Here is a 20076-nt window from a genome sequence, read left to right as displayed (position 1 = left end):
CATTCAGACCGACGGATCGCTTCTCCAGAGTGAGCCGGCTTCCGAGCCGATCGATCTCGAGGCCGATGCCGAGGCAGCGATCGCGCTCTTCGATGAGCTCGATGCCGACATCGCGGCAAGCCTCGAGAGCGACGCCACCACGGGGACGGATGGCGAAGACGGCGCGCTTGTCGATCTCTTCACCGAGCCGTCTGACATCGACGCGGACATGTCGTTGAACGACCTCGTCGGCGTGGTGAGCGATCCCGTGCTGTCCGACGACGGTCTCTTGAGTGGCAGCGAGGTCTCGCTCACGGAAACCTCCACGGACAGCGACAGCTCCGGAAGCCTCAGCGTTCAACTCGGAACAGGTTTAAGTTTTAAGCTTGGGACAAGCTTCTACCTGTAGTTTGACTGCATGGGGATACGTGCAGCTACAAATCTGATCGGCGATCAGGGCTTTAGGCAACCGATACTGGTGTTGCTGACGCTGACGTTCGCGCTCAACATTCTGGGCCTGACGATTCCCGTCGCTGCGGCCCAGATCTTCGGGCGGATCGTCCCCAACCCATCGAGCGCGACGCTGCCCATTCTCGTCATCGGGGTGTGCATCCTCGCCGCACTCGAAGCACTCCTGCGCTTCGGTCGGGCCATGGTCGTGGCACGGGCGGGGGCAAATTTCGCCGGCGTCGTCACTCAGCGCCTCCTCTCCCACATTCTCATCAGCGAGCCGGCCGATCGCCGTCTCGCCTCCTCGCGCAGCGTCGAATATCTGAGCGCAGTTCAGAAGCTCAAAGAAAAGTACAACGGCCAGCTCGTCGTCAGCATCGGCGAGCTTTTCTTCCTGCCCATCATCATTTCGGTCATTCTGTTCATCTCTTGGACGGCCGGTGCCTGCGTCATCGTCTGCGTCGCCATCTTCGCGCTGCGCAACATCCGTGAGGCACGGCGCATGAAGGCCATCGTGGCGCGCAACATCGTCGACAGCGAAGAGCGCTACGACTTTCTCTTCGCCATGCTGAGCGCGATGCACGGCATCAAGGCGATGGGGATCGAGGACAATATCCTGCGCCGCTATGAAGCCGCACAGGAAAAGATTGCCGCCAACAATCACGAACTCGCCATCGTCACAGGCCGGCTTCTCAACAGCACCCCGATCGCCAGCCAGGTTCTGATCGCCGCCATGTTGACCTTCGGCGCGATCGCCGTCGGACAGGGTCATCTGACGATGGGCGGTGTCTCTGCGCTCGTACTTTTGAGCAGCCGTGTGATGGGGCCCTTACAGCGCGCAATCTTCATCCTCGTCCAGATGCGCGACATCGATGAAGCCGAGACGAAGGTCGAGGCGCTCTTCGCTCAGCCCGCGATTTCCACGCCGACCGATGATTTAAAGGTGGTCAACGAGGGTCGCGTTTCAGCCGATAATCTCGCGTGCTGGCCGGTGACCGGGTCTCCCCTGTTCGAAAACGTGCATTTTGCATTGCAGCCAGGGGTCACCGCCGCCCTCTCCGGCACCTCGGAGCAGGCGAAATCGGCATTCCTGCAGATCATCGCAGGAATCCACAATCCGGCTACCGGGGAAGTGCTTCTGAACGGCGTTGCTCCGACGAAATACCCACGCGCGCTCCTCAACCGCTGCGTCGGCTACGTCTCGTCGGCGGGCGTGCTCTTTCGCGGGACCATTCGCGACAACATCACCCGTTTTGGCGAAGTCAGCGTCGACGAGGCGATGGACGTCGCGCACGTTCTTGAAATCGACAGCCTCATCAATGCTCTGCCCAACGGCCTCGATACCGAAGTCCTCGGCTCGGCGAGCGACACGATACCGCCGGGACTGCGGCAGCAACTCGCCATCCTGCGCGCGCTGGCGACGCGGCCACGCCTTATCCTTCTCGATAACGCAGATCGAGGCTTGGATCGCGACGGCTACGCCAAGCTCAACCGGTTCATCGGCAAGATCCACGGTCAGGCGTCCTTCATCATCGTCTCCGATGACGCCAATCTCTTGAGCTATGCGAGCAAGCGGCTCGTCCTCGAACGCGACGGCATCCGGCCTCTCGAGGGATTTCAGGTCACCGAGCGCAAGTCTTATCGGGACCTCAAGATATGAGCGCTCACTTCAAACATGTGGGCGACATCGCAGCCCTTACGTCTGGAGAGGGCGGGGCCGGCGTGCCTCAGCCCCGCACGCCCGCGCTCTTGATGCCACCAAAACATTCGGACGCGGATGCACACGGCTTTGACGGAATCTGGCTTGTGCGCATGCGCGCCGCGATCGAACGTCTGGAAGCGCTCGTCAGACGCAGCCGCATTGGAGTTGCGGGCGAGGCAGGGCTGGAGCGCTTGTTCTGCACCGTCTGCGTTCTGTCGGCCGCCGATTTTCCGCTGCGCCAGATCCTGGCGGCCCTGCCCGCGAACGAAATCGCTCTCGATGCGGACGGCCTGCTGAGCGCCCTTGGCCGCCTCGGCTTCCACGCCTTCCGGCAACGAGGGCACGCTTCGCTTCCGGAGGGCGCCGGCCCGGCCCTTTTCGTCGCGCCTAACGGAGAAGCCGTCCTGATCTTCTCCTGCCCGGATTCGGGCCGATTGAAGAAGATCTCGGGTGAGGGGGAGATCGAAGACGTCGACAGCTGGCGTTCGTTCAAAGGCGGCACATTCTGGCGATTCTCTCGGGAAGATGAGACGGATCCGCTGTCGAAAATACGGCGCGGTCATACCGGGCACAGCTGGTTCCGGGCCCTCACCAGCAAGTTCGACCGGATCGGTCTCGGGCTCCTGATCACGAGCCTCGCCGTGGCTGGAACGAGCGTCCTGCTGCCGCTCTTCACCATTCAGATTTACGTCCATGTGATCAGCCTCGGCTCGCTCACGCCGCTGCCGTATTTCGTGCTCGGCATGATGCTCGCCATCGTGCTCGAGGCGCTTCTTCTGGCCCAGCGCACGCGCATTCTTGCCTGGATCGCGAACCGGCTGGAGTTTCTCGTCAGCACGGCGTCTTTCGAACGTCTTCTCAAAGTTCGCCCCACGATATCGGAACGTGCGGCGGTGACGGATCAGGCAGCCCGCCTGCGCACGCTCGAAAACGTTCGGGAATTCATTACCGGGCCGGCAGCAACGTCGCTGCTCGAAGTCCTGGCGAGCTTTGCGTCTCTCGCCATCATTGCGCTGCTTGCTGGCTGGCTCGCGCTCATCCCGTTCATCGGCATCTGCATGCATCTCGGATTGTTTCTCCTGCTCCGGCGCAGGGCTCGTGTGATGACGAGCATCGCGGCGGAGGAATCGACGGAGATGCAGCGCATCACCATCGAAATGCTGGAGAAGCGCGATGCGATCTGCCAGGCGGGCCTGCAACATCTCTGGTCGCAACGCCTCGTTCGCGGCGCACGCAGGCAGCAGACCGCTCAAATGTCCCTGCGCCTCGTCGGCGCCATGGGCGAGGCCTTCTCGACGTTCATTCTCACCGTCGCCACCATTCTGCTTCTCGCCTCGGGCGTCGAAGCGGTCTGGGCGGGCACGCTTGGCACAGGCGGCCTTCTGGCGGCAACCATCCTCGGCCTCAGGGCGCTTGCCCCCTCACATGTGCTCTGCCTTTCCGTGCAGCGCTTCGAACAGCTGCGCAACAGCATCAACCAGCTCAACGGGCTGATGGAGATCCAGCCGGAGCGGGACGAAACGCGCGAATATGCGCGCATGCGTCCGATCGAAGGAGCCGTCAGCTTCCTCAACACCGGGTTCCGTGCCGGTGATACGAGACCAGTCTTCGTGGGCCTCGATCTTGAGGTCAATCCCGGCTCCATCATCGCCATCACCGGCGCGAACGGGACCGGCAAGACCACGATTCTGAAGCTCATCCAGGGCATGGCCGATCTTTCGATCGGGGCGATCCGCATCGACGGTGTCGATCTGCGGCAATTGCCACAGGAAGAGCTGCGCCGTCGCATCGCCTACGTGCCTCAGAACCCCAAGCTCTTTCCAGGCACGCTGCGCGACAACCTGCTTTTCGCCAATCCATTCGCAAGCGAAGAAAAGGTCCGTGCCGTGCTTCAAAAGGTGGGGCTCTCCTCCCACCTCGCTCAGCTGGACGGGGGGATCCAATTTCGCGTGAAAGATTCCGAGGGTGCCGACTTCTCCTCGGAATTCCTTTTCAAGTTCGCGATCGCTCAGGCCATTCTCACCGAGAGTGCGATCCTGCTCATCGACGAGATCCCGAACATGCTCCTCGATGGAGAGATTGGTGAGCTCATTCGCAGCCTTGCACTCTCCTACCGCCGTCGCGGGACACTCTTCCTCGTGTCGCACCGCTCGGACTTCCTTCTTCTCGCCGATCGCGTGGTTGCCCTGCGCTACGGCAAGGTGCCGTTGGTTTCGTCGCCCGACGCGCTGTTTGCGAGGGTCGCATGAGTCTCGTTCGCATCGATTCGCGTCTGCCGGAGCGCATGGAGGGCGGGCTCAGCGCCTCACCTCCCCGTCTCGTCATGTCGCATCCTCTCATCATCGAGGAGACGGCGCCGCAACGCTTCATCCGGCATGCCTGCGTCCTGATCGCCATCGGCATCCTCGCCTTCATCATCTGGTCGGGCTTCACCAGCATTCACGAGGTTTCCCAGGCTCAGGGGCTGATCGTTCCCGCGGGCTACGAACGCGTGGTCCAGCATTACGAAGGCGGCGTAATCGACGAGATCCTGGTTAGACCAGGCGACCAGGTCAACGCGGGCGCGCCGCTCTTCCTCCTCAACGATGCGACGACTGCGGAAAACGTCGATGTTGCGGGTCGGCGCAAGCAAAATCTTCTCGCCCAGATCGAGGGCCTCAAGGCCCTGGCAGACAACCGTGAGCCCGATTTTCTTCAGTTCGGCAGCGACGAGACGGTGCTCGCGTCGGCCTCGGCTTTTGCGGCGCGACGCGAAGCGCAGAGGGATCAGCGCATTCTCCTGAAAAGCCAGATCGAGCAGGCGCGTCTCCTCGTCTCCACCTACGATGCGCAGCTTGCGGCACTCGACGACGACCTCGCCTTTGCCGAAGACAATTACGCCCGCGTCGAAGGGCTTGCGAACAAAGGCTATTCCACGCGCACGCAGCTCGCCGATCGGCGCAAAGCGCGCCAGGATGTGGTCAACCGGACGCAGATTACGCAGCAACGCAAGGATGAGGCCACCGAACGACTGGTGGAGGCGCAGAACAACCTCGCCGCCTTCGAGACAGCAATCCAGTCGGAAATCGCCAGAGAAATCCAAGATCTCCGAGAGGCTCTTACGACGCTCGAGGGAGACATCAGCAAGGAAGGCCGCCGTCAAGATCGGCTGACGGTCACCTCCCCGGTGCGCGGCACCGTGAAGTCTCTCGACATCACCACGATCGGGGGTATCGTGGCATCGGGCCAGTCACTCGCCACCATCGTGCCGGATGGAGAGAAGCTTCACGCCGAGACACGCCTCCCCGTGAGCGAGATCGGCTATGTCCGCATCGGACTGCCGGCCCGCGTCAAGGTTTCCGCCTTCGATTTCACGCGCTTCGGGTGGATTGAGGGCCGCGTCGCAGACATCTCCCCCGCCTCTTTCACGCAAGACGGGACCGCCCCCTACTACAAAGTCCGCATCGAGCTGGACACGGAATATCTGCCGTTTGCGCCGGACGCCCGATTGACGCCCGGCATGGCCGTCTCCGCCGACATCATCACCGGCGACAAGACGCTTCTCGCCTATTTCCTCAGCCCCATCCGCAAGGCGCTGAACACCGCCTTCGCCGAGCGATGAAATGACCGACGTTCTCAGCCTCCCATCCGCCCCCACCGAGACCACGACGAAGGCCACGATCCTCCTCGTCGACGACGATCGCAGCGCCCTTCTGACGACCGGCGAGCAGATCGAGTGTCTCGGCTATGCAGTGCTCACCGCCAGCAACGGCGCCGAAGCCTTCACGATGTTGCGGGAGGATCCCTCCTGCGCCGATATCGTCATGACGGACAGGATGATGCCCATCCTCGACGGGCTCGGCTTCATCCGTCGGCTGAAACGGGAGCGGGAAACCAAGGACATTCCGGCCATCCTGCTGACCGGCGCATCCGAGGTCGAAGACGTCAGTCTCGGTATCGAGGCCGGGGCCTTCTACTATCTGACCAAACCGACGACGCAGAAGCTCGTTGCCTCGGTGCTGCACTCCGCCTTCCAGGAGGTTCACCGGCAGCGGAAGCTCCGCAACGACCTGATGGGCCACCAGGCCGCTTTCAAGACCATGCAGGCGGTGAAATTCAGACTGCGCCTGCCGGAAGAGGTGGAGCCGGTCGTCAGCATGCTCGCCAGCATGCAGGACGCACCCGACCGAACCATTCAGGGCATTTTCGAACTCGTCCAGAATGCCGTGGAGCACGGGGTTCTGCGGTTCGGCTTCGAGGCCAAGGCGGCACTTCTGAAGGAAGGACGCTGGGAAGAAACGCTGGCAGAGCGTGCCCACGAGCCTCTCTACCAGAACGGCTGGGTCGAGGCGACGGCGATGCGCCGTGACGACGGCGTCTATGTCAGCGTCAAGGACAACGGCCCGGGCTTCAACTGGCGCAGCTTTCTCACGACCGACCCGAGCCGATCGGCAGCACCGTGCGGTCGCGGCATTTCACGTGCGGCCAACTTCGCTTTCGACCGACTGACCTACGACAAGAGCGGCAACCAAGCCGTTGCCTTTACAGCCAATAAGCCGAGAGTGAAATGGTAGACGCATCCACCACTCCGACCTTCATCCAGCGGGTGCGAACAAACCTTCCGCATCTCGTCATCGCGGTCCTCGTATTCCTGATCGCGGGCCTGATCGCATGGTACTCGAAGCTCTACTACGCGGAGCAGAATGCTCTCTTCCAGCAGGAGACGCAGCTCGTTCAGAAATTCATCCGCGTCGAGGCCGATGCCATCATCGTGCGCGTCAAGGATGCGGCAGCCTTCGTCGCAGCCGACGCCGTTGAAAAGGTCGAGGCCAAGCTGAAGGTCGCCTCGCGAAAGTCTGCCTACATGTCGGATCTCGGTTATCTCTCGACGGCAAATCCGACCAATGTCCGATCCTTCTTCGGTCAGCCCTTGCTGCAGGGCAAGCCTGAGCAAGTCAGGCGCCTGGCCGAAACTCTCTTGGAGAAAGAAGGACTCGTATACGCCGTTTCGCCGGTCGAATTCCCTGATCTCTTCCCTTCGCGAAAAGCGAGCTCACTTGTATTTGCACAAGCGTTGCAGAAAAATCGAGATAGCTCCGACAGCATTATCGTCTATTCAGTCGTCGATATTAAACCGATGATAAACGATGTGTCCAATTCACTGACACACGGAAAAATCACTTATGCGAAATTTGATGTCAGCGGAGGGTCTATTTCGTATGCATTCCCACCTCCAAAGAAGAATTTCCTTTCACGCTTCTTTTCCGACACGACCAGAACGGACACGTCGATCACAGGCACGTCTCAGCTTACCGCCGAAATTCAGCAATCTCCCGCTGGCCTGTACTCTCTAGCGATCATGGTCGGGGGATTGTTTCTCATTGGAGCGATTGCCTGCAGTCTGGCGCTCGTCTTCATTCGCAGCCAGCGGAAATCGCAGAGCCGGCTCCTGCAGGCTCTTGCCGACACGAAACTCGCGAGCGAGGCAAAATCGACCTTCCTCGCCAATATGAGCCATGAGATCCGCACCCCTTTGAACGGCGTGCTCGGCATGGCGGAGCTTCTGTCGCGCACCGAACTGACCGGGGACCAGCGGCGCTATGCGGATCAGATCAAATCCTCCGGCAGCGTTCTCCTGGCGATCCTCAATGACATCCTCGATATTTCCAAGATCGAGAGCGGTCAGCTCGCCATCGACCCCGTGCGCACGCGGCTTCGCCCGCTCCTTCGCGATACGGTGTCTTTCTACGCGGGAACGGCCCTGCACAAGCGTGTCGAACTCCTGCTCGACATCGATCCCGACCTGCCACAGCAGGTCGAGGTCGACCCGATGCGGCTGCGGCAAATTCTCAGCAACCTCGTCTCGAACGCCCTCAAATTCACCAATGTCGGCGAAGTCATCGTCTCCGCGAAAGCCATGAACTTCGACGGAAAGCAAGAGGTCTGTACGATCGAGTTCTCGGTCCGCGACACCGGAATCGGCATCGCTGCCGACAAGATGCCGAAGCTCTTCTCCCGCTTCAGCCAGGCGGAAGACAGCACGACCCGCCTTTATGGTGGCACCGGTCTTGGCCTCTCGATCTGCAAGGAGATTTGCGAGCTCATGGGCGGCACGATCCGCGCCGAGAGCAGGCCCGGGAAAGGCTCCGTCTTCACGTTCTCGCTCACGCTCGAAGTGCTGGAAGGAAGCACCCGTCCGGTCGACACGGGCCTCAAGGCGGCGCTCGTCTCCTCCTCTGCATCGCAGATCCGCATTCTCTCCCGAGGCCTCGAAGCCTACGGCATTCACTGTCAGAGCTTCGTTCCCTCGAGCAAGATCGGCGAAGAGATCGCGCGCGCTTCCTATGAGGGGGAGAGTTTCGATGTCCTGATCATCGACCAGGGCAAGCATATCGACGAAGCCATCGAGTTGCGGCGCATCGTCATGATGCAACCGGCCCTGCAAGGCCTGCGCTGCCTCGTCCTCGGCACACAGATGGCCCATCCGAAGTATCAGACCTTCGACAGAGCCTCGATCAAGCCGATCGACGCGTGCCTCCTCGCCCGTAACGTCCAGCATCTTCTCAGCTCCGAGACCCGGACCGACGAGACTGTGGCCGCGACGGGAGCAGACGCCGACGCCGCGCCTCGCTTCCATGGATATCGCGCCCTGCTCGCCGACGACAACAACGTCAATCTCCTCTTCGGCGCCGAGGTCTTGAGCGGCTTCGGCTTCGACGTCGAAACGGCGACCGACGGCTCCAAAGCCGTCGCTGCCGCCCATTCCGACGATTTCGACGTCATCTTCATGGACTGCCAGATGCCGGTGATGGACGGCTACGAGGCGACAGGCCTCCTGCGCAAAATGATGGACGAGGGATCCATCCGCCGGATCCCGATCGTCGCCGTCACAGCAAATGCTCTCAAAGGCGACCGCGAACGCTGCCTCCAGGCAGGCATGGACGCCTTCGTCTCAAAGCCGATCAATATGAGCGATCTCGAAGCGCTCCTTGGAACTTTGGAGGGCCTTTCCGACAACCGAGCGCAGGCCGTCAAAGCGTCGCCACCGACACGTCTCGACGAAACCCGAAACGGAAAGAAGACCATGACCTATTCTTCCGAAAACAGCGCACCCTCACCCGCCCCCGCCGGCAACGCATCGCCCGCTCAAGCGGCGGCGCCGGCGCAGGCTCCAGCCACGCCGCAGAATGCGCCGCAGGCTCTTCCCGTGTCCGGGGAGCGGCCCAAAATCCCGCTGATCGACGTCGTCGCCTTCAGGCAGACACGCGCCTCGATCAGCAAGTTCAATACGCTCATTTCGTTCTATTCGACCGATACGGCCGAATATCTGCGCAATATCCGCGAAGCGCTCACGATGGGGCGGATCGAAGACACGGTCCTGCCGGCGCACACCATCAAGAGCTCCAGCCGCGTGATCGGTGCGATGGGCCTTGCGCATCTTGCCGAGGATTTCGAGAAACGCGCCCGCACCGGCGGCGCCGATCAGGAGAAGCAGTTGATCGCCTTGCGCGTGCATATGGAGCGCATCTTCCTGCTCACCATCGAGCGCATCAAGGCGCTCATGGAAAACGACGACAAATCAAAGGCCGCATAAGCCGGCACCCGCCGACCAGCACCAGCATCTCCGGGATGGGCTGCGCACGCCCGGAAGGCGAGAGGTCAATCGGTGTTTGCCGACGGCATGACGAGGGTCGGGAATTGGTGACAAACGCTGCAAAAGAGCGTCGAGGGCGAATGCGCCTTGTGGCACTCCGTGCAGTCGATCTCGCCCAAATGTGAGGCGTGCGGGTTGGGGCTGACACTCGTTCGGGCGGCAAGGTCCGCGTAACTCCCGTGGCAGGCGCGGCAGGCGACATCCGTCGCCGGCGAGGTGGGCGCCTGCGCGCCATGGCAGTTTTCGCAGGTGACACCCTTTTGCTGATGCAAGGCATCCAAAAAGGCGACCTCGACGGGCGCCAAGAGGCGCGCGTTTGAGCGCGGAGGAACGAGGATCGCGAGGCGCTCCTGCGGCGTCTGCGACGACGCCACAAGAGAGCCGGCGAAAATCGCCTCTCCGGGCATCAAGCCACCCAAGAGAGACGAGCACGTCGCGAGGAAGGCGAGCGCGCAAAGCCAGACCGCGGTTCTTTTCCGCATGATTTCCCCCGCTTGCAGGGGGCATGAGCCGACCGCCCGCTTCGCGGTCTTCCCCCTGCCCGCTTTATGTGGGGAGGGTCCGAACTTCTCGCCCATCTAAAGAGATGTTGCCCTTTGCCGCAGCGTAAGCGCGCCTTCCGCCCCCCACATCAAAGTGTGCAGGGGGAAGAAAGGTGCGGTCCTCCCCGCCCGGATTTGCCGGGCGCGACGGACGAGGGCCGTGCGTCCCATGCGCAAGGAGGGCTCAGATATGTCCGGCACATCCGTTGCCAATCGCCGTGATTTCTTGAAGGCCGCCACGGGAGGTGCTGCCGCGATTTCGCTGTCCGGCTTCGCTGCAGACAAGGCACTCGCTGCACCGCCTGAGAAATGGGACGAAGAGGCCGATGTCGTCATCGTGGGCTATGGCGGCGGCGGGGCCGTTGCCGCCATCGAGGCGGCAGATCAGGGCGCAGACGTCCTCATCCTCGAGAAGAACCCGTCGGATGCGCATTTCAACAACACCAACGTCTCCGGCGGCCTGTTCATCAGCACCAAGGACGAGGAGAAGGCATTTCAGTACATCAAGGCCTGCGTCGGCGACACGGTCGACGATGAGATGTGCCGCGCCTGGGCGCAGGCGACGGGCGACAACAAGGATTATCTTGCGCGCCTTGCCGACAGTGTCGGCGAACCTTCAAAAATGATCCGCTTCGGCGGCGCCGAGTTCCCGGATCTGCCCGGCGCCGAGGCCGTCGAGATGTGGAGCCTGATGTCCGGCCCAGGGGCCAAGATCTTCGAAATCCTCGACAAATGCGTACATGCGCGAAAAAACATCCGCATCGCCTATGCCTCTCCGGGCAAGAAGCTCATCAAGGGGGAGGACGGCGCGATTCTCGGCGTGATCGCCGAGCGCGAGGGCGAGGAGATTGCCGTCAAAAGCCGGCGAGCCACCGTGCTTTCCTCAGGCGGCTTCGAATACAACGAAGAGATGAAGCTCAACGCCTTCTACGGCAATCCGCGCTTCTTCTATGGACCTGAATCCAACACCGGCGACGGCGTGGCGATGGCGCTCGCGGCCGGGGCCGGCCTGTGGCACATGAACTGGACCTCCCAGCATTGGGGTTTCCACTACAAAGACTTCCCGGTCGCGTTCAATGTCTGGGATTTTTCGTTTTCCAAGCACAGCTTCCTGGTCGTGGACCAGACGGGCCGCCGCTTCTTCGACGACAGCTACAACGGCCATTCGTCATACGCCTACCTCATCTATTTCGATCCTCTGGCAGGCGTCTATCCGCGCATCCCGTCCTATCTCATCTTCGACGAGAGCGTTCGCACCATGGGCTCGCCGCTGTCCGCCAACACGCTGACGGGCGGCCTCGTCTCCGCCAAGACGGCCAAACACGGCTATTTCTGGAGCGACGACCAGAGCGCGGAGATCGACAAGGGCTGGATCATGAAGGCCGACACGATCGAGGAGCTCGCCGAGGCGATCCGCGCGCGTCAGGGACCGAACGATTTCGTCGATTATGAAAGCACCATCAAAATGGACCCGGCCGTGCTGGCAGCGACGGTAGCAACCTACAACGGCTACGCCGAAGCCGGTGAAGACAAGGAGTTTTCGCGGCCGGCGAAGAAAATGGAGCCACTCGCAACGCCGCCTTTCTATGCGACCGAGATCTGGCCGGTCGGCCCCAACACGCAAGGCGGCCCGCGCTATGACCCGAAAGGCCGGGTGATCGACGCCTTCGGCAAGCCGATCCCAAGGCTCTACAAAGCGGGCGAACTCGGCTCGATGTACGGCGAACGCTATCCGGCAGGTGGCGGCAACATCGCCGAGATCCTCGCCTTCGGACGCATCGCCGGCCGCAATGCCGCGGGCGAAGACGTCTGAACCCTTCAAAACTCAGACGACGGCGGCCTTCGATGAAGGCCGCCGCACCATCGGACCAGACAGGCTGCATGCAGTCCTAAGGGCGCTGCATGAAAAGATCCCAGGGCCGACGCCGGCCGTCAGCGGGCCTACGCAGGCCAGCTACAGACTGGTCATCGGCCGCGGGCGACTGCCGTCGCTGAAGCGCGACAGGCGGAAGGCATGCGGATCGGCGATCGGCTTTTCGCCGGTCACGAGATCGGCGACGAGATGCCCCGCCCCCGGACCGATGCCGAAACCGTGGCCTGAAAACCCCGTGGCGACGATGAGGCCCGAGCAGCTTTCGACCGGCGAGATCACCGGCACGACGTCCGGCGTCGTATCGATGAAGCCCGCCCAGGTCTGCACGAGGCGCGCATCGTTGAAGACCGGGAAACGCCGTTTCGCTTCCTCAAAACACTTGCGCACATAGCCAAGGTCCGGCTTCGGATCGAGGACGCGGCAAGCCTCATAAGGCGACGGCTGATCGTAGGGCACCGGCTTGCGCTCGCGCCATTCGCTGAAGAAGCGCTCGTCGAGACGCAAGCCGACATGGCGCCAGTCCATGGCCAGAACCGGCAGGAAATCGAAGAAGAAGCGGAAACTGTCGGGTGTCAGAGGTGCCGCGTTGGAAAGCCCGTTCGCCAGCGTGTAGCCGCCATCGGCGCGCTTCCTGAGACCCAGAACGTCGTCCCAGATGGAGACCTCCGGCCCACCCTCGACCGGCGAGGTGCGGGCAACGCTCGCACGCACCTTGAGCTGCGGCAGGACGACATCGAGATCACTCAGGATGCGCCGGCTCCAGGCACCGCCCGCGACGACAACGTTCTTTGTCGCGATGCGGCCGCGCTCCGTGACGACGCCGGCGACCTCACCTCCCGCCGTCTCGATCCCGCGCGCGGCGCAATCGGTGAAGATGCGGGCGCCGCGGGCCCGGGCGCCGAGTGCAATTGCGGGCGCCGCCTTCTGGGGCTCCGCACGCCCGTCACCCGGACACAGAAGGATGGCCTTCGGCAGGTCGCGATCGCCCGGCAGGTGTTTCTCCATCTCGCTGCCGGAAAGAAGCTCCGTCGCGATGCCGGAAGCGGCCGCCTTTTCAGCCCAGGCGCGATAGGCTTCCACGTCCTTGTCGTTGCGCGCGCCATAGAGAATGCCGCATTGGGTGAAGCCGGTCTCGCCGCCGATGCGCTGATCGAGCCCCCGCCACAGGCCGAGCGCCTCGCGGATCAGATCGAATTCGCGCGGATCGCGATAGAGCTGGCGCACCCAGCCCCAGTTGCGGCTCGATTGTTCGCCGGCGATGTGGCCCTTTTCGACCACCACGACATCCATGCCGCGCTCGGCCATGAACAGGGCCGAACTGACACCGATGATGCCGCCGCCGATGACGACGACATCGGCCTTTTCAGGAAATGCCCGATCGGAGACGACCGGATCGACCTGCGGTCCCATAAAACTCTCCTCTTTAGGGATGGCGCCAGACGGCACCGCCCTGCCCCGGATAGAGGGCGAGGCCATGCCTCAGACGGAAGGAAAACTCAAACAGCATTGGCCTGATGCCGGCTTTTGATCTTGTAGCGGCCGCCCGGAACGACGAGCCTGACTGCGGTGACGACCTTCTCCCCCGCAAATGTGCGTCGGCGGATCGACAGGCACGGATCGGCACGCCCGATCGCCAGAAGTCGCGCCTCCCACGCCGCCGGCAGGACGGCCTCGACGGTATGCTCCGCCTCCGTCCACGCAATGACAGCGTTCAGATAGTCGTTGGGCGTGCGGGCGGTGAAATCCTGCATGAGATAGTCCGGCGCCAGCCTCGGATTGACCAGCCGGTCTTCGAGCTGGACCGGGATTCCATCCTCGCGATGGACGACCAGGCTGTGGAACACCGAGATGCCAGGCTCGACTGCGAGATCCTCGGCAATCTCCCGGCTCGCCTCCAGCGTCTCGAGCAGAACGACCTGGGCGGCATAGCTGTGGCCACGTTCGGCAATCTCGTCGGCGATGTTGCGCACGGCGAAGACGGAGGTCTGACCCTTGCCCTCCGAGACGAAGGTGCCGAGCCCTTTCACCCGCGTCAGCACCCCCTCGCCCGCGAGTTCGCGCAACGCCCGGTTCACGGTCATGCGGCTCAGGCCAAGCTTGGCGGAGAGCTCGTTTTCCGACGGCACGCGGTGACGCGGCGGCCAGTCGCCCGCGGCGATCCGCTCGACAATCATGCGCTTTACCGCGGCATAACGGGGCGTCTCAGCGCCAGCACCGGTCTTGCCGGCCTCGATGCCCATTTCTTAGGCCCTTTTCGCGTGTGCACAATTTGATGTCGGATTTCGGCTTGCGAGCGTTGCGATTTTGGATACAGTCACTTGTATGTACAAGCTAGAGCGCTGCTGGCCGCGATGGCAAACGAAAAGCGCGGCAAGGACGAATAGGGCGATTTCGCAGCCTTTTCCGTCCCTCGCCTGGCCCGCGAAGACCCCATCTTCGCGGCGTCGCGCCACCGCCCATGCAGCTCTCCAGGGTGTGCGTCAGCAAAGGGAGGGGCGGCTACGCTCCGCACAGAGGAGAACGGGATGAGTTTCAAGACAATTGCGCTGGCCGGTGCACTTGCAGCGGTCATTCTGGCGCCTGCCGCCGCTTCGGCGAAGGACTGGAAGAAGGTCACCGTGGCGCTCGAGGGCGGCTATGCGCCGTGGAACCTCACCGATGCGAGCGGCCAGATCGTCGGCTTCGAGCCCGACCTCCTCAAGGTGCTGTGCGAGCATGCAGACCTTGAATGCACGATGATCTCGCAGGATTGGGACGGCATGATCACCGCCCTCAATGCCGGCAAGTTCGACGTCATCATGGACGCTTTGTCGATCACGCCGGAGCGTCAGAAGGTGATCGACTTCACCGTTCCCTATGCGGCGACGCCCGCCGTCTTCGCAGCTCCGAAGGACAGCGAACTCGCCGACCTTCCTGGGACCGGCACGGTCATCAAGCTCGAAGACGTGCACGACCAGGCCGACGCGATCGCCCCCTTGCGCGAGGCGATGAAGGGCAAGACGATCGGCATTCAGAGCTCCACCGTCTATGCCAATTTCGTCTATGAGAATTTCGGCGACGTGGCGACGATCAAGGAATACAAGACCGCCGCCGAGCGCGACCTCGACCTGTCAGTCGGTCGCATCGATGCCGGCTTTGAGGACGCCACCTATCTGCTCGGCACCTTCGAAGCTTCCGAGAACAACAATCTCGCCTTCACCGGTCCGGAGATCGGCGGCCAGATCTGGGGCGAAGGCGAAGGCCTCGGCCTGCGCAAGTCCGACACCGATCTCAAGGCGAAGTTCGACGATGCCATCAAGGCGGCTGTCGCCGACGGCACGGTCAAGACGCTCAGCGAAAAGTGGCTGAAGGTCGACGTCACGCCTTAATCCAATCGGCGCCGGCCCGGCGCGCCCGCAGGTGAGGATGCCGCAAAAGCCTCCTCACTCGGGCACGCCCTCCCTGGCCGGCATGCGGTTCGCGGCAGGCGGACGGCCACAAGCTCGCCCGCCCGCCATCCCACCCGACGGCACCTCGCGCCGACCGGCGATGCGCACCGCCGCAGCAGCAACAAGAGAGACGCGATGTCCTGGATCGACCTGATCGGATTCGGACCCAACGGCCGCGGCGGCCTGCTTTTATGGGCAACTTTGATGACGTTGTCGGTGACAGCCGCCTCGCTCGTCATCGGCGCCGTCTTCGGGGCGGGCGTGGCGGCCGCCAAGCTCTCCTCGTCACGGCCCGCGCGCATCATCGGCGACGCCTATACGACGATCCTTCGCGGCGCGCCGGAACTCCTCGTCATCTATCTCGTCTATTTCGGCGGCTCTCAGGCGGTGAGCGCCATCGGCCGTCTCTTCCAATATGAGGGCTTCCTCGGCCTGCCCTCGTTTCTTGCCGGCGCACTTGCTGTCGGCATGATCTCCGGCGCCTATCAGGCGGAGGTCTACCGCGGAGCCTTTCACGCCATCGCCAAGGGCGAGATCGAGGCCGCACGCTCCATCGGCATGGGCCGGGCGCTGCGCTTTCGCCGGATCATCGTCCCGCAGATCCTGCGCTTCTCGCTGCCGGGCCTCGGCAATGTCTGGCAGCTGAGTCTCAAGGATTCGGCGCTGATTTCCGTCACCGGCCTCGCCGAACTGATGCGCACCTCGCAGCTCGCCGCGGGCTCCACGCGCCAGTATTTCCTCTTCTTCATCGTCGGCGGCATCCTCTATCTGGTGCTCACCACGATCTCCGGCCAGCTCTTCGCAGCCGCCGAGCGACGCGTCGCCGTCAGCTTCTCGCACGGCCTCGGGCGGAGCTGAGCCGATGGATCTCGAGTTCCTCGCCTCAACCTTCGTGACGCTGGTCAAGGCAGTGCCGACGACTTTGGCGCTCTTCGGCGCCTCCGTCGTCCTCGGCGCCTTGCTTGCAATCGTCCTCGTCGTCATGCGCACGGTGGGCGGTCCGATCCTGTCGGCTTTCTCCCGCGTCTACGTCTTCATCTTCCGCGGCTCGCCGCTGCTCATCCAGATGTTCCTCATCTATTACGGGCTCGGCCAGTTCGCGGTCATTCGCGACAGTTTTGCCTGGCCGGTGCTGCGCGAGCCTTATTGGTGTGCGGTTCTGGCGCTTGCCTTCTGCACCGCCGGCTATCAGGCGGAAATCATCCGGGGCGGGCTGCAGGCGGTGCCGCCGCGCGAGATCGAGGCGGCGCGCTCGGTCGGCATGTCGGGTTTCCTCCTCGTGCGCCGGATCATCGCCCCGATCACCTTGCGCGCCATGCTCCCCGCCTATTCGACGGAAATCATCCTGATGGTGAAGTCGACGGCTCTCGCCTCGCTCGTCACCGTCTGGGAAGTCACCGGCACGGCACAGCGCCTCATTTCGCAGACCTATCGCACCATGGAAGTCTTCCTGGTCGCGACACTCATCTATCTCGTCATCAATTTCGTCATCGTCCGCCTGATCGCCCTTTTGGAGCACCGGTTGTCGCCGCATCTCCGCGAGCGGCCGCGCATCTCCGGCGAAGGCCGCACGGTGACATCGCTGGAGACCTCCCATGACTGAAGCCCCGGTCCCGGCCATCTCGGTCAAGAACATCCACAAATCCTTTGCGAGCATCGAGGTCTTGAAAGGGATTTCGCTCGAAGCGCAGGACGGCGACGTCATTTCGATCCTCGGCGCCTCGGGGTCGGGCAAGAGCACTTTTCTCAGATGCATCAACCTTCTCGAAACACCGGATGAAGGTGAGATCACGGTCGCCGGAGAGACGATTAACATGCGTCGCGATCGCCAGGGCCGACTGATGCCGAAGGACCGCCGCCAGGTCGACCGCATCCGCGCCGAGCTCGCCATGGTGTTTCAGAGCTTCAATCTCTGGTCTCACATGACCGTTTTGCAGAACCTGATCGAGGGTCCGGTGCACGTGCAGAAGCGGCCGAAGGCGGAAGCTATCGAGGAAGCCGAAGCGCTCCTGGAAAAAGTCGGCCTCGCGGAACGCCGCGACTTCTATCCCGCGCATCTCTCCGGCGGCCAACAGCAGCGCGCCGCGATCGCCCGTGCGCTCGCCATGCGGCCCAAGGCGCTTCTCTTCGACGAGCCGACCTCAGCGCTCGACCCTGAGCTCGTGGGCGAAGTCCTGAAGGTGATGCGCAGTCTCGCCGACGAGGGCCGCACCATGCTCGTCGTCACCCACGAAATGTCATTCGCGCGCAATGTGTCCGACAAGGTGATTTTCCTGCATCAGGGTCAGGTGGAGGCCGAAGGACCGCCGGAAGAGATCTTCACCGAATCCTCCTCGGAACGCTTCAACCAGTTCATCACCGGCTTCAGAGGCTGAAGCCCCGGAGAGCCAGAATGCCCCGCGTGTCGCTCGATCGCTCCCTCACCTGGCAGGAGGTTGCCGAGGTCGCAGAGGGGGCGCCTCTCGATCTCACACAAGCCGCACTCTCGCGCATCGATAATGCTGCCGCCATCGTGCAAGCGATCGTCGAGCGCGGCATCCGCGCCTATGGCGTCAACACCGGCGTCGGCGCGCTCTGCGATGTCGTGGTGGAGCGGCCGCTGCAACAGCAGCTCTCGCACAACATCCTGATGAGCCACGCGACCGGCATCGGCACACCGCTTCCGGGCGTCGAGACGCGCGCCATCATGGCTGCGGCGATCAACAATTACGCACACGGCCATTCCGGCGTCCGCCGCGAGATTCCGCAAGCTCTTGCGGCCCTCTTGAATGCCGGGCTCACACCCCTCGTGCCGGCGCGCGGCTCGGTCGGCTATTTGAGCCATATGGCGCATATCGCGCTCGTGCTCGTCGGAACTGGCTCGGTGCGGGACGGCGACCGCATCCTCTCCGCGGCCGAGGCACTGGCCAAGGCGGGCCTTGAACCGCTCCAGCTTCACGCCAAGGAAGGGCTGTCACTCGTCAACGGCACACCCTGCGCCACGGGTCTGGCCTGTCTCGCGCTCGCGCGTGTGACCCGCCTTCTCTCCTGGGCGGATGCGGTTGCCGCCATGACGATGGAAAATCTTGGCACCAACCCGGCCGCTTTCGCCCCCGAGGCGCTGGCGCTGCGCCGCTCCGACGGCCTGCAAGAGGTCGGAGCCCGACTGCGGGCGTACCTTGAGGGAAGCGGCATCGTCGCCGCCGCCATCGGCAAGCACACGCAGGATGCCCTGTCACTGCGCGCCGTGCCGCATGTGCATGGGGCTGCCTGCGATTTGCTTACGGACGCAGCCGCCGTGGTCGACCGTGAGCTCGCCTCCGTCACCGACAATCCGCTCGTCACCGGCACCCCCGAGGCACCGCAAGTGCATTCGCAAGCCCATGCCGTGGGCGCGGGATTAGGGCTTGCCCTCGACGGCCTGGCAACGGCCATCGCCGAAGTGGCGGCGATGTCGGAGCGGCGTCTCGATCGGCTTCTCAATCCGATGGTGAGCGGACTTCCAGCCTTTCTCGCGGCCGAAGGCGGCGCGGCCTCCGGCTTCATGATCGCGCAATATGCGGCCGTCTCGCTCGTCAACGAAAACCGCCGCCTCGCCGCGCCGGCAAGTCTCGACGGCGGCATCACCTCGGCATTGCAGGAAGATCACCTTTCGCATCCGACGCCGGCCGCACTGAAAGCGCTTGCGATCGTAGAGAACGCCACCCGCCTCCTTGCGATCGAATGGCTTGCTGCCGGCCAGGCCTACGCCTTTCAGACCGAGGCACGTGCGCCCGCGACCGATCGGCTTTTCGCCCAACTGCGTAGCTTGATCGCCTTTTATGCCGACGACCGGCCGCTCTCGCAGGATATGGAGACGGCGTTCCAGTTTCTCTCGTCGGAACAACCCGCTACGCGCTAAGCCTCAGCCGCGGCGCCGGCCGATCTTGCGCACATAAAGCTCCAGCCGGTGCGAGACGATCTCGTAGCCGAGCGAGCGGGCGATCTCTTCCTGCAGAGCCTCGATCTTATCGGATCGGAACTCCACCACCTCGCCCGTATCCGTATCGATCAGGTGGTCGTGATGGGTGCCGCCGGCCGGCTCGAACCGCGACGGCCCGCCCTCGAAGACATGACGCTGAATGGCACCGCGGTCTTCCAGGATCTTCATCGTCCGGTAGACTGTGGAGAGCGAGACACTTGCGTCAATCTCTGAGGCGCGCCGGAAGATTTCCAACGCGTCCGGGTGCTTTTCGCCCTCTTCCAGGATCTTCAGGATCGTCTTGCGTGCGCGCGTGATCCGGATTCCCGCATCGCGCAGCTCTTTCTCGTAATCGCGGCGGTTCTTGGCTTCACCCATTGTCCCCCTCTAGCGCCTGACAGGGCGGCTGCAAAGGCCGAGGCGGCCGGCAAAGTCGTGCGCCGGCAATCTGGATCCGGTCGCGCCCGTCGAGGCACAGGACCGAACCTTTGCCCAAAGCATCATATATTTGCAAATGATTTGCAATTTC

16 protein-coding genes are annotated in these 20076 nt (G+C 63.0%); 12 read left to right on the top strand and 4 right to left on the bottom strand.

Annotation, left to right across the window (positions count from 1 at the left end; genetic code table 11):
• The 6 genes from L0F51_RS19440 to L0F51_RS19415 form a co-directional block, all read left to right on the top strand.
• On the top strand, positions 1-388 hold a 388-nt coding region (locus tag L0F51_RS19440; RefSeq protein WP_234630800.1), incomplete at its 5' end, for a hypothetical protein.
• A gap of 72 nt (positions 389-460) precedes the next feature.
• On the top strand, positions 461-2089 hold the full coding sequence (locus L0F51_RS19435) for an ABC transporter transmembrane domain-containing protein (protein ID WP_234630799.1): 1629 nt from the start codon (positions 461-463) through the stop codon (positions 2087-2089).
• A 152-nt stretch (positions 2090-2241) separates the two neighbouring features.
• Positions 2242-4380: a peptidase domain-containing ABC transporter gene (locus L0F51_RS19430; protein WP_234630798.1), complete on the top strand. Its 2139-nt coding sequence runs from the start codon at positions 2242-2244 to the stop codon at positions 4378-4380.
• A complete protein-coding gene (locus tag L0F51_RS19425) occupies positions 4377-5732 on the top strand; it encodes an HlyD family type I secretion periplasmic adaptor subunit (RefSeq protein WP_234630797.1) in 1356 nt (451 codons plus the stop codon). Before L0F51_RS19430 ends, L0F51_RS19425 begins: the two co-directional genes overlap by 4 nt.
• Position 5733: 1 nt before the next feature.
• Entirely contained in the window at positions 5734-6684 is a 951-nt protein-coding gene (locus L0F51_RS19420) for a response regulator (protein WP_234630796.1), read from the top strand.
• On the top strand, positions 6678-9704 hold the full coding sequence (locus L0F51_RS19415; protein WP_234630795.1) for a hybrid sensor histidine kinase/response regulator: 3027 nt from the start codon (positions 6678-6680) through the stop codon (positions 9702-9704). Before L0F51_RS19420 ends, L0F51_RS19415 begins: the two co-directional genes overlap by 7 nt.
• A gap of 65 nt (positions 9705-9769) precedes the next feature.
• Here the strand turns inward: L0F51_RS19415 and L0F51_RS19410 are convergent, their stop codons facing one another.
• A complete protein-coding gene (locus L0F51_RS19410) occupies positions 9770-10246 on the bottom strand; it encodes a cytochrome c3 family protein (protein ID WP_234630794.1) in 477 nt (158 codons plus the stop codon).
• Positions 10247-10496: 250 nt separating this feature from the next.
• On the opposite strand from L0F51_RS19410, the gene L0F51_RS19405 reads away from it, so the two are divergent.
• Positions 10497-12119 carry an FAD-binding protein gene (locus L0F51_RS19405; RefSeq protein WP_234630793.1) on the top strand — a complete coding sequence of 541 codons (1623 nt, stop codon included), beginning with the start codon at positions 10497-10499 and terminating at the stop codon, positions 12117-12119.
• A gap of 141 nt (positions 12120-12260) precedes the next feature.
• On the opposite strand, the gene L0F51_RS19400 is transcribed toward L0F51_RS19405, so the two are convergent.
• Both L0F51_RS19400 and hutC read right to left on the bottom strand, forming a co-directional pair.
• The gene (locus tag L0F51_RS19400) at positions 12261-13589 is read right to left on the bottom strand and encodes an FAD-binding oxidoreductase (protein ID WP_234630792.1); all 1329 of its coding nucleotides are present in this window, start codon (positions 13587-13589) and stop codon (positions 12261-12263) included.
• 86 nt (positions 13590-13675) lie between these two features.
• The gene (hutC, locus tag L0F51_RS19395; RefSeq protein ID WP_234630791.1) at positions 13676-14419 is read right to left on the bottom strand and encodes a histidine utilization repressor; all 744 of its coding nucleotides are present in this window, start codon (positions 14417-14419) and stop codon (positions 13676-13678) included.
• A gap of 285 nt (positions 14420-14704) precedes the next feature.
• Between hutC and L0F51_RS19390 the strand changes: the two genes are divergently transcribed.
• The 5 genes from L0F51_RS19390 (at position 14705) to hutH (ending at position 19487) form a co-directional block, all read left to right on the top strand.
• A complete protein-coding gene (locus tag L0F51_RS19390) occupies positions 14705-15547 on the top strand; it encodes a transporter substrate-binding domain-containing protein (protein ID WP_234630790.1) in 843 nt (280 codons plus the stop codon).
• A 195-nt stretch (positions 15548-15742) separates the two neighbouring features.
• Positions 15743-16465: an ABC transporter permease gene (locus tag L0F51_RS19385; protein WP_234630789.1), complete on the top strand. Its 723-nt coding sequence runs from the start codon at positions 15743-15745 to the stop codon at positions 16463-16465.
• A gap of 4 nt (positions 16466-16469) precedes the next feature.
• Positions 16470-17210 carry an ABC transporter permease gene (locus L0F51_RS19380; protein ID WP_234630788.1) on the top strand — a complete coding sequence of 247 codons (741 nt, stop codon included), beginning with the start codon at positions 16470-16472 and terminating at the stop codon, positions 17208-17210.
• Positions 17203-17982: an ABC transporter ATP-binding protein gene (locus L0F51_RS19375; RefSeq protein WP_234630787.1), complete on the top strand. Its 780-nt coding sequence runs from the start codon at positions 17203-17205 to the stop codon at positions 17980-17982. The genes L0F51_RS19380 and L0F51_RS19375 overlap by 8 nt, the downstream gene beginning before the upstream one ends.
• Before the next feature lie 17 nt (positions 17983-17999).
• Positions 18000-19487: a histidine ammonia-lyase gene (gene hutH / locus L0F51_RS19370; RefSeq protein ID WP_234630786.1), complete on the top strand. Its 1488-nt coding sequence runs from the start codon at positions 18000-18002 to the stop codon at positions 19485-19487.
• 3 nt (positions 19488-19490) lie between these two features.
• On the opposite strand, the gene L0F51_RS19365 is transcribed toward hutH, so the two are convergent.
• The gene (locus L0F51_RS19365) at positions 19491-19925 is read right to left on the bottom strand and encodes a Fur family transcriptional regulator (protein WP_234630785.1); all 435 of its coding nucleotides are present in this window, start codon (positions 19923-19925) and stop codon (positions 19491-19493) included.
• Between the last annotated feature and the right edge of the window lie 151 nt (positions 19926-20076).

This window comes from Afifella sp. H1R, assembly GCF_021462425.1.
GTDB classification, from domain to species: Bacteria; Pseudomonadota; Alphaproteobacteria; order Rhizobiales; family Afifellaceae; genus Afifella; species Afifella aestuarii.
Note: the sequence above shows the minus strand (reverse complement) of the source record. Positions and strands in the feature narration are given on the sequence as shown.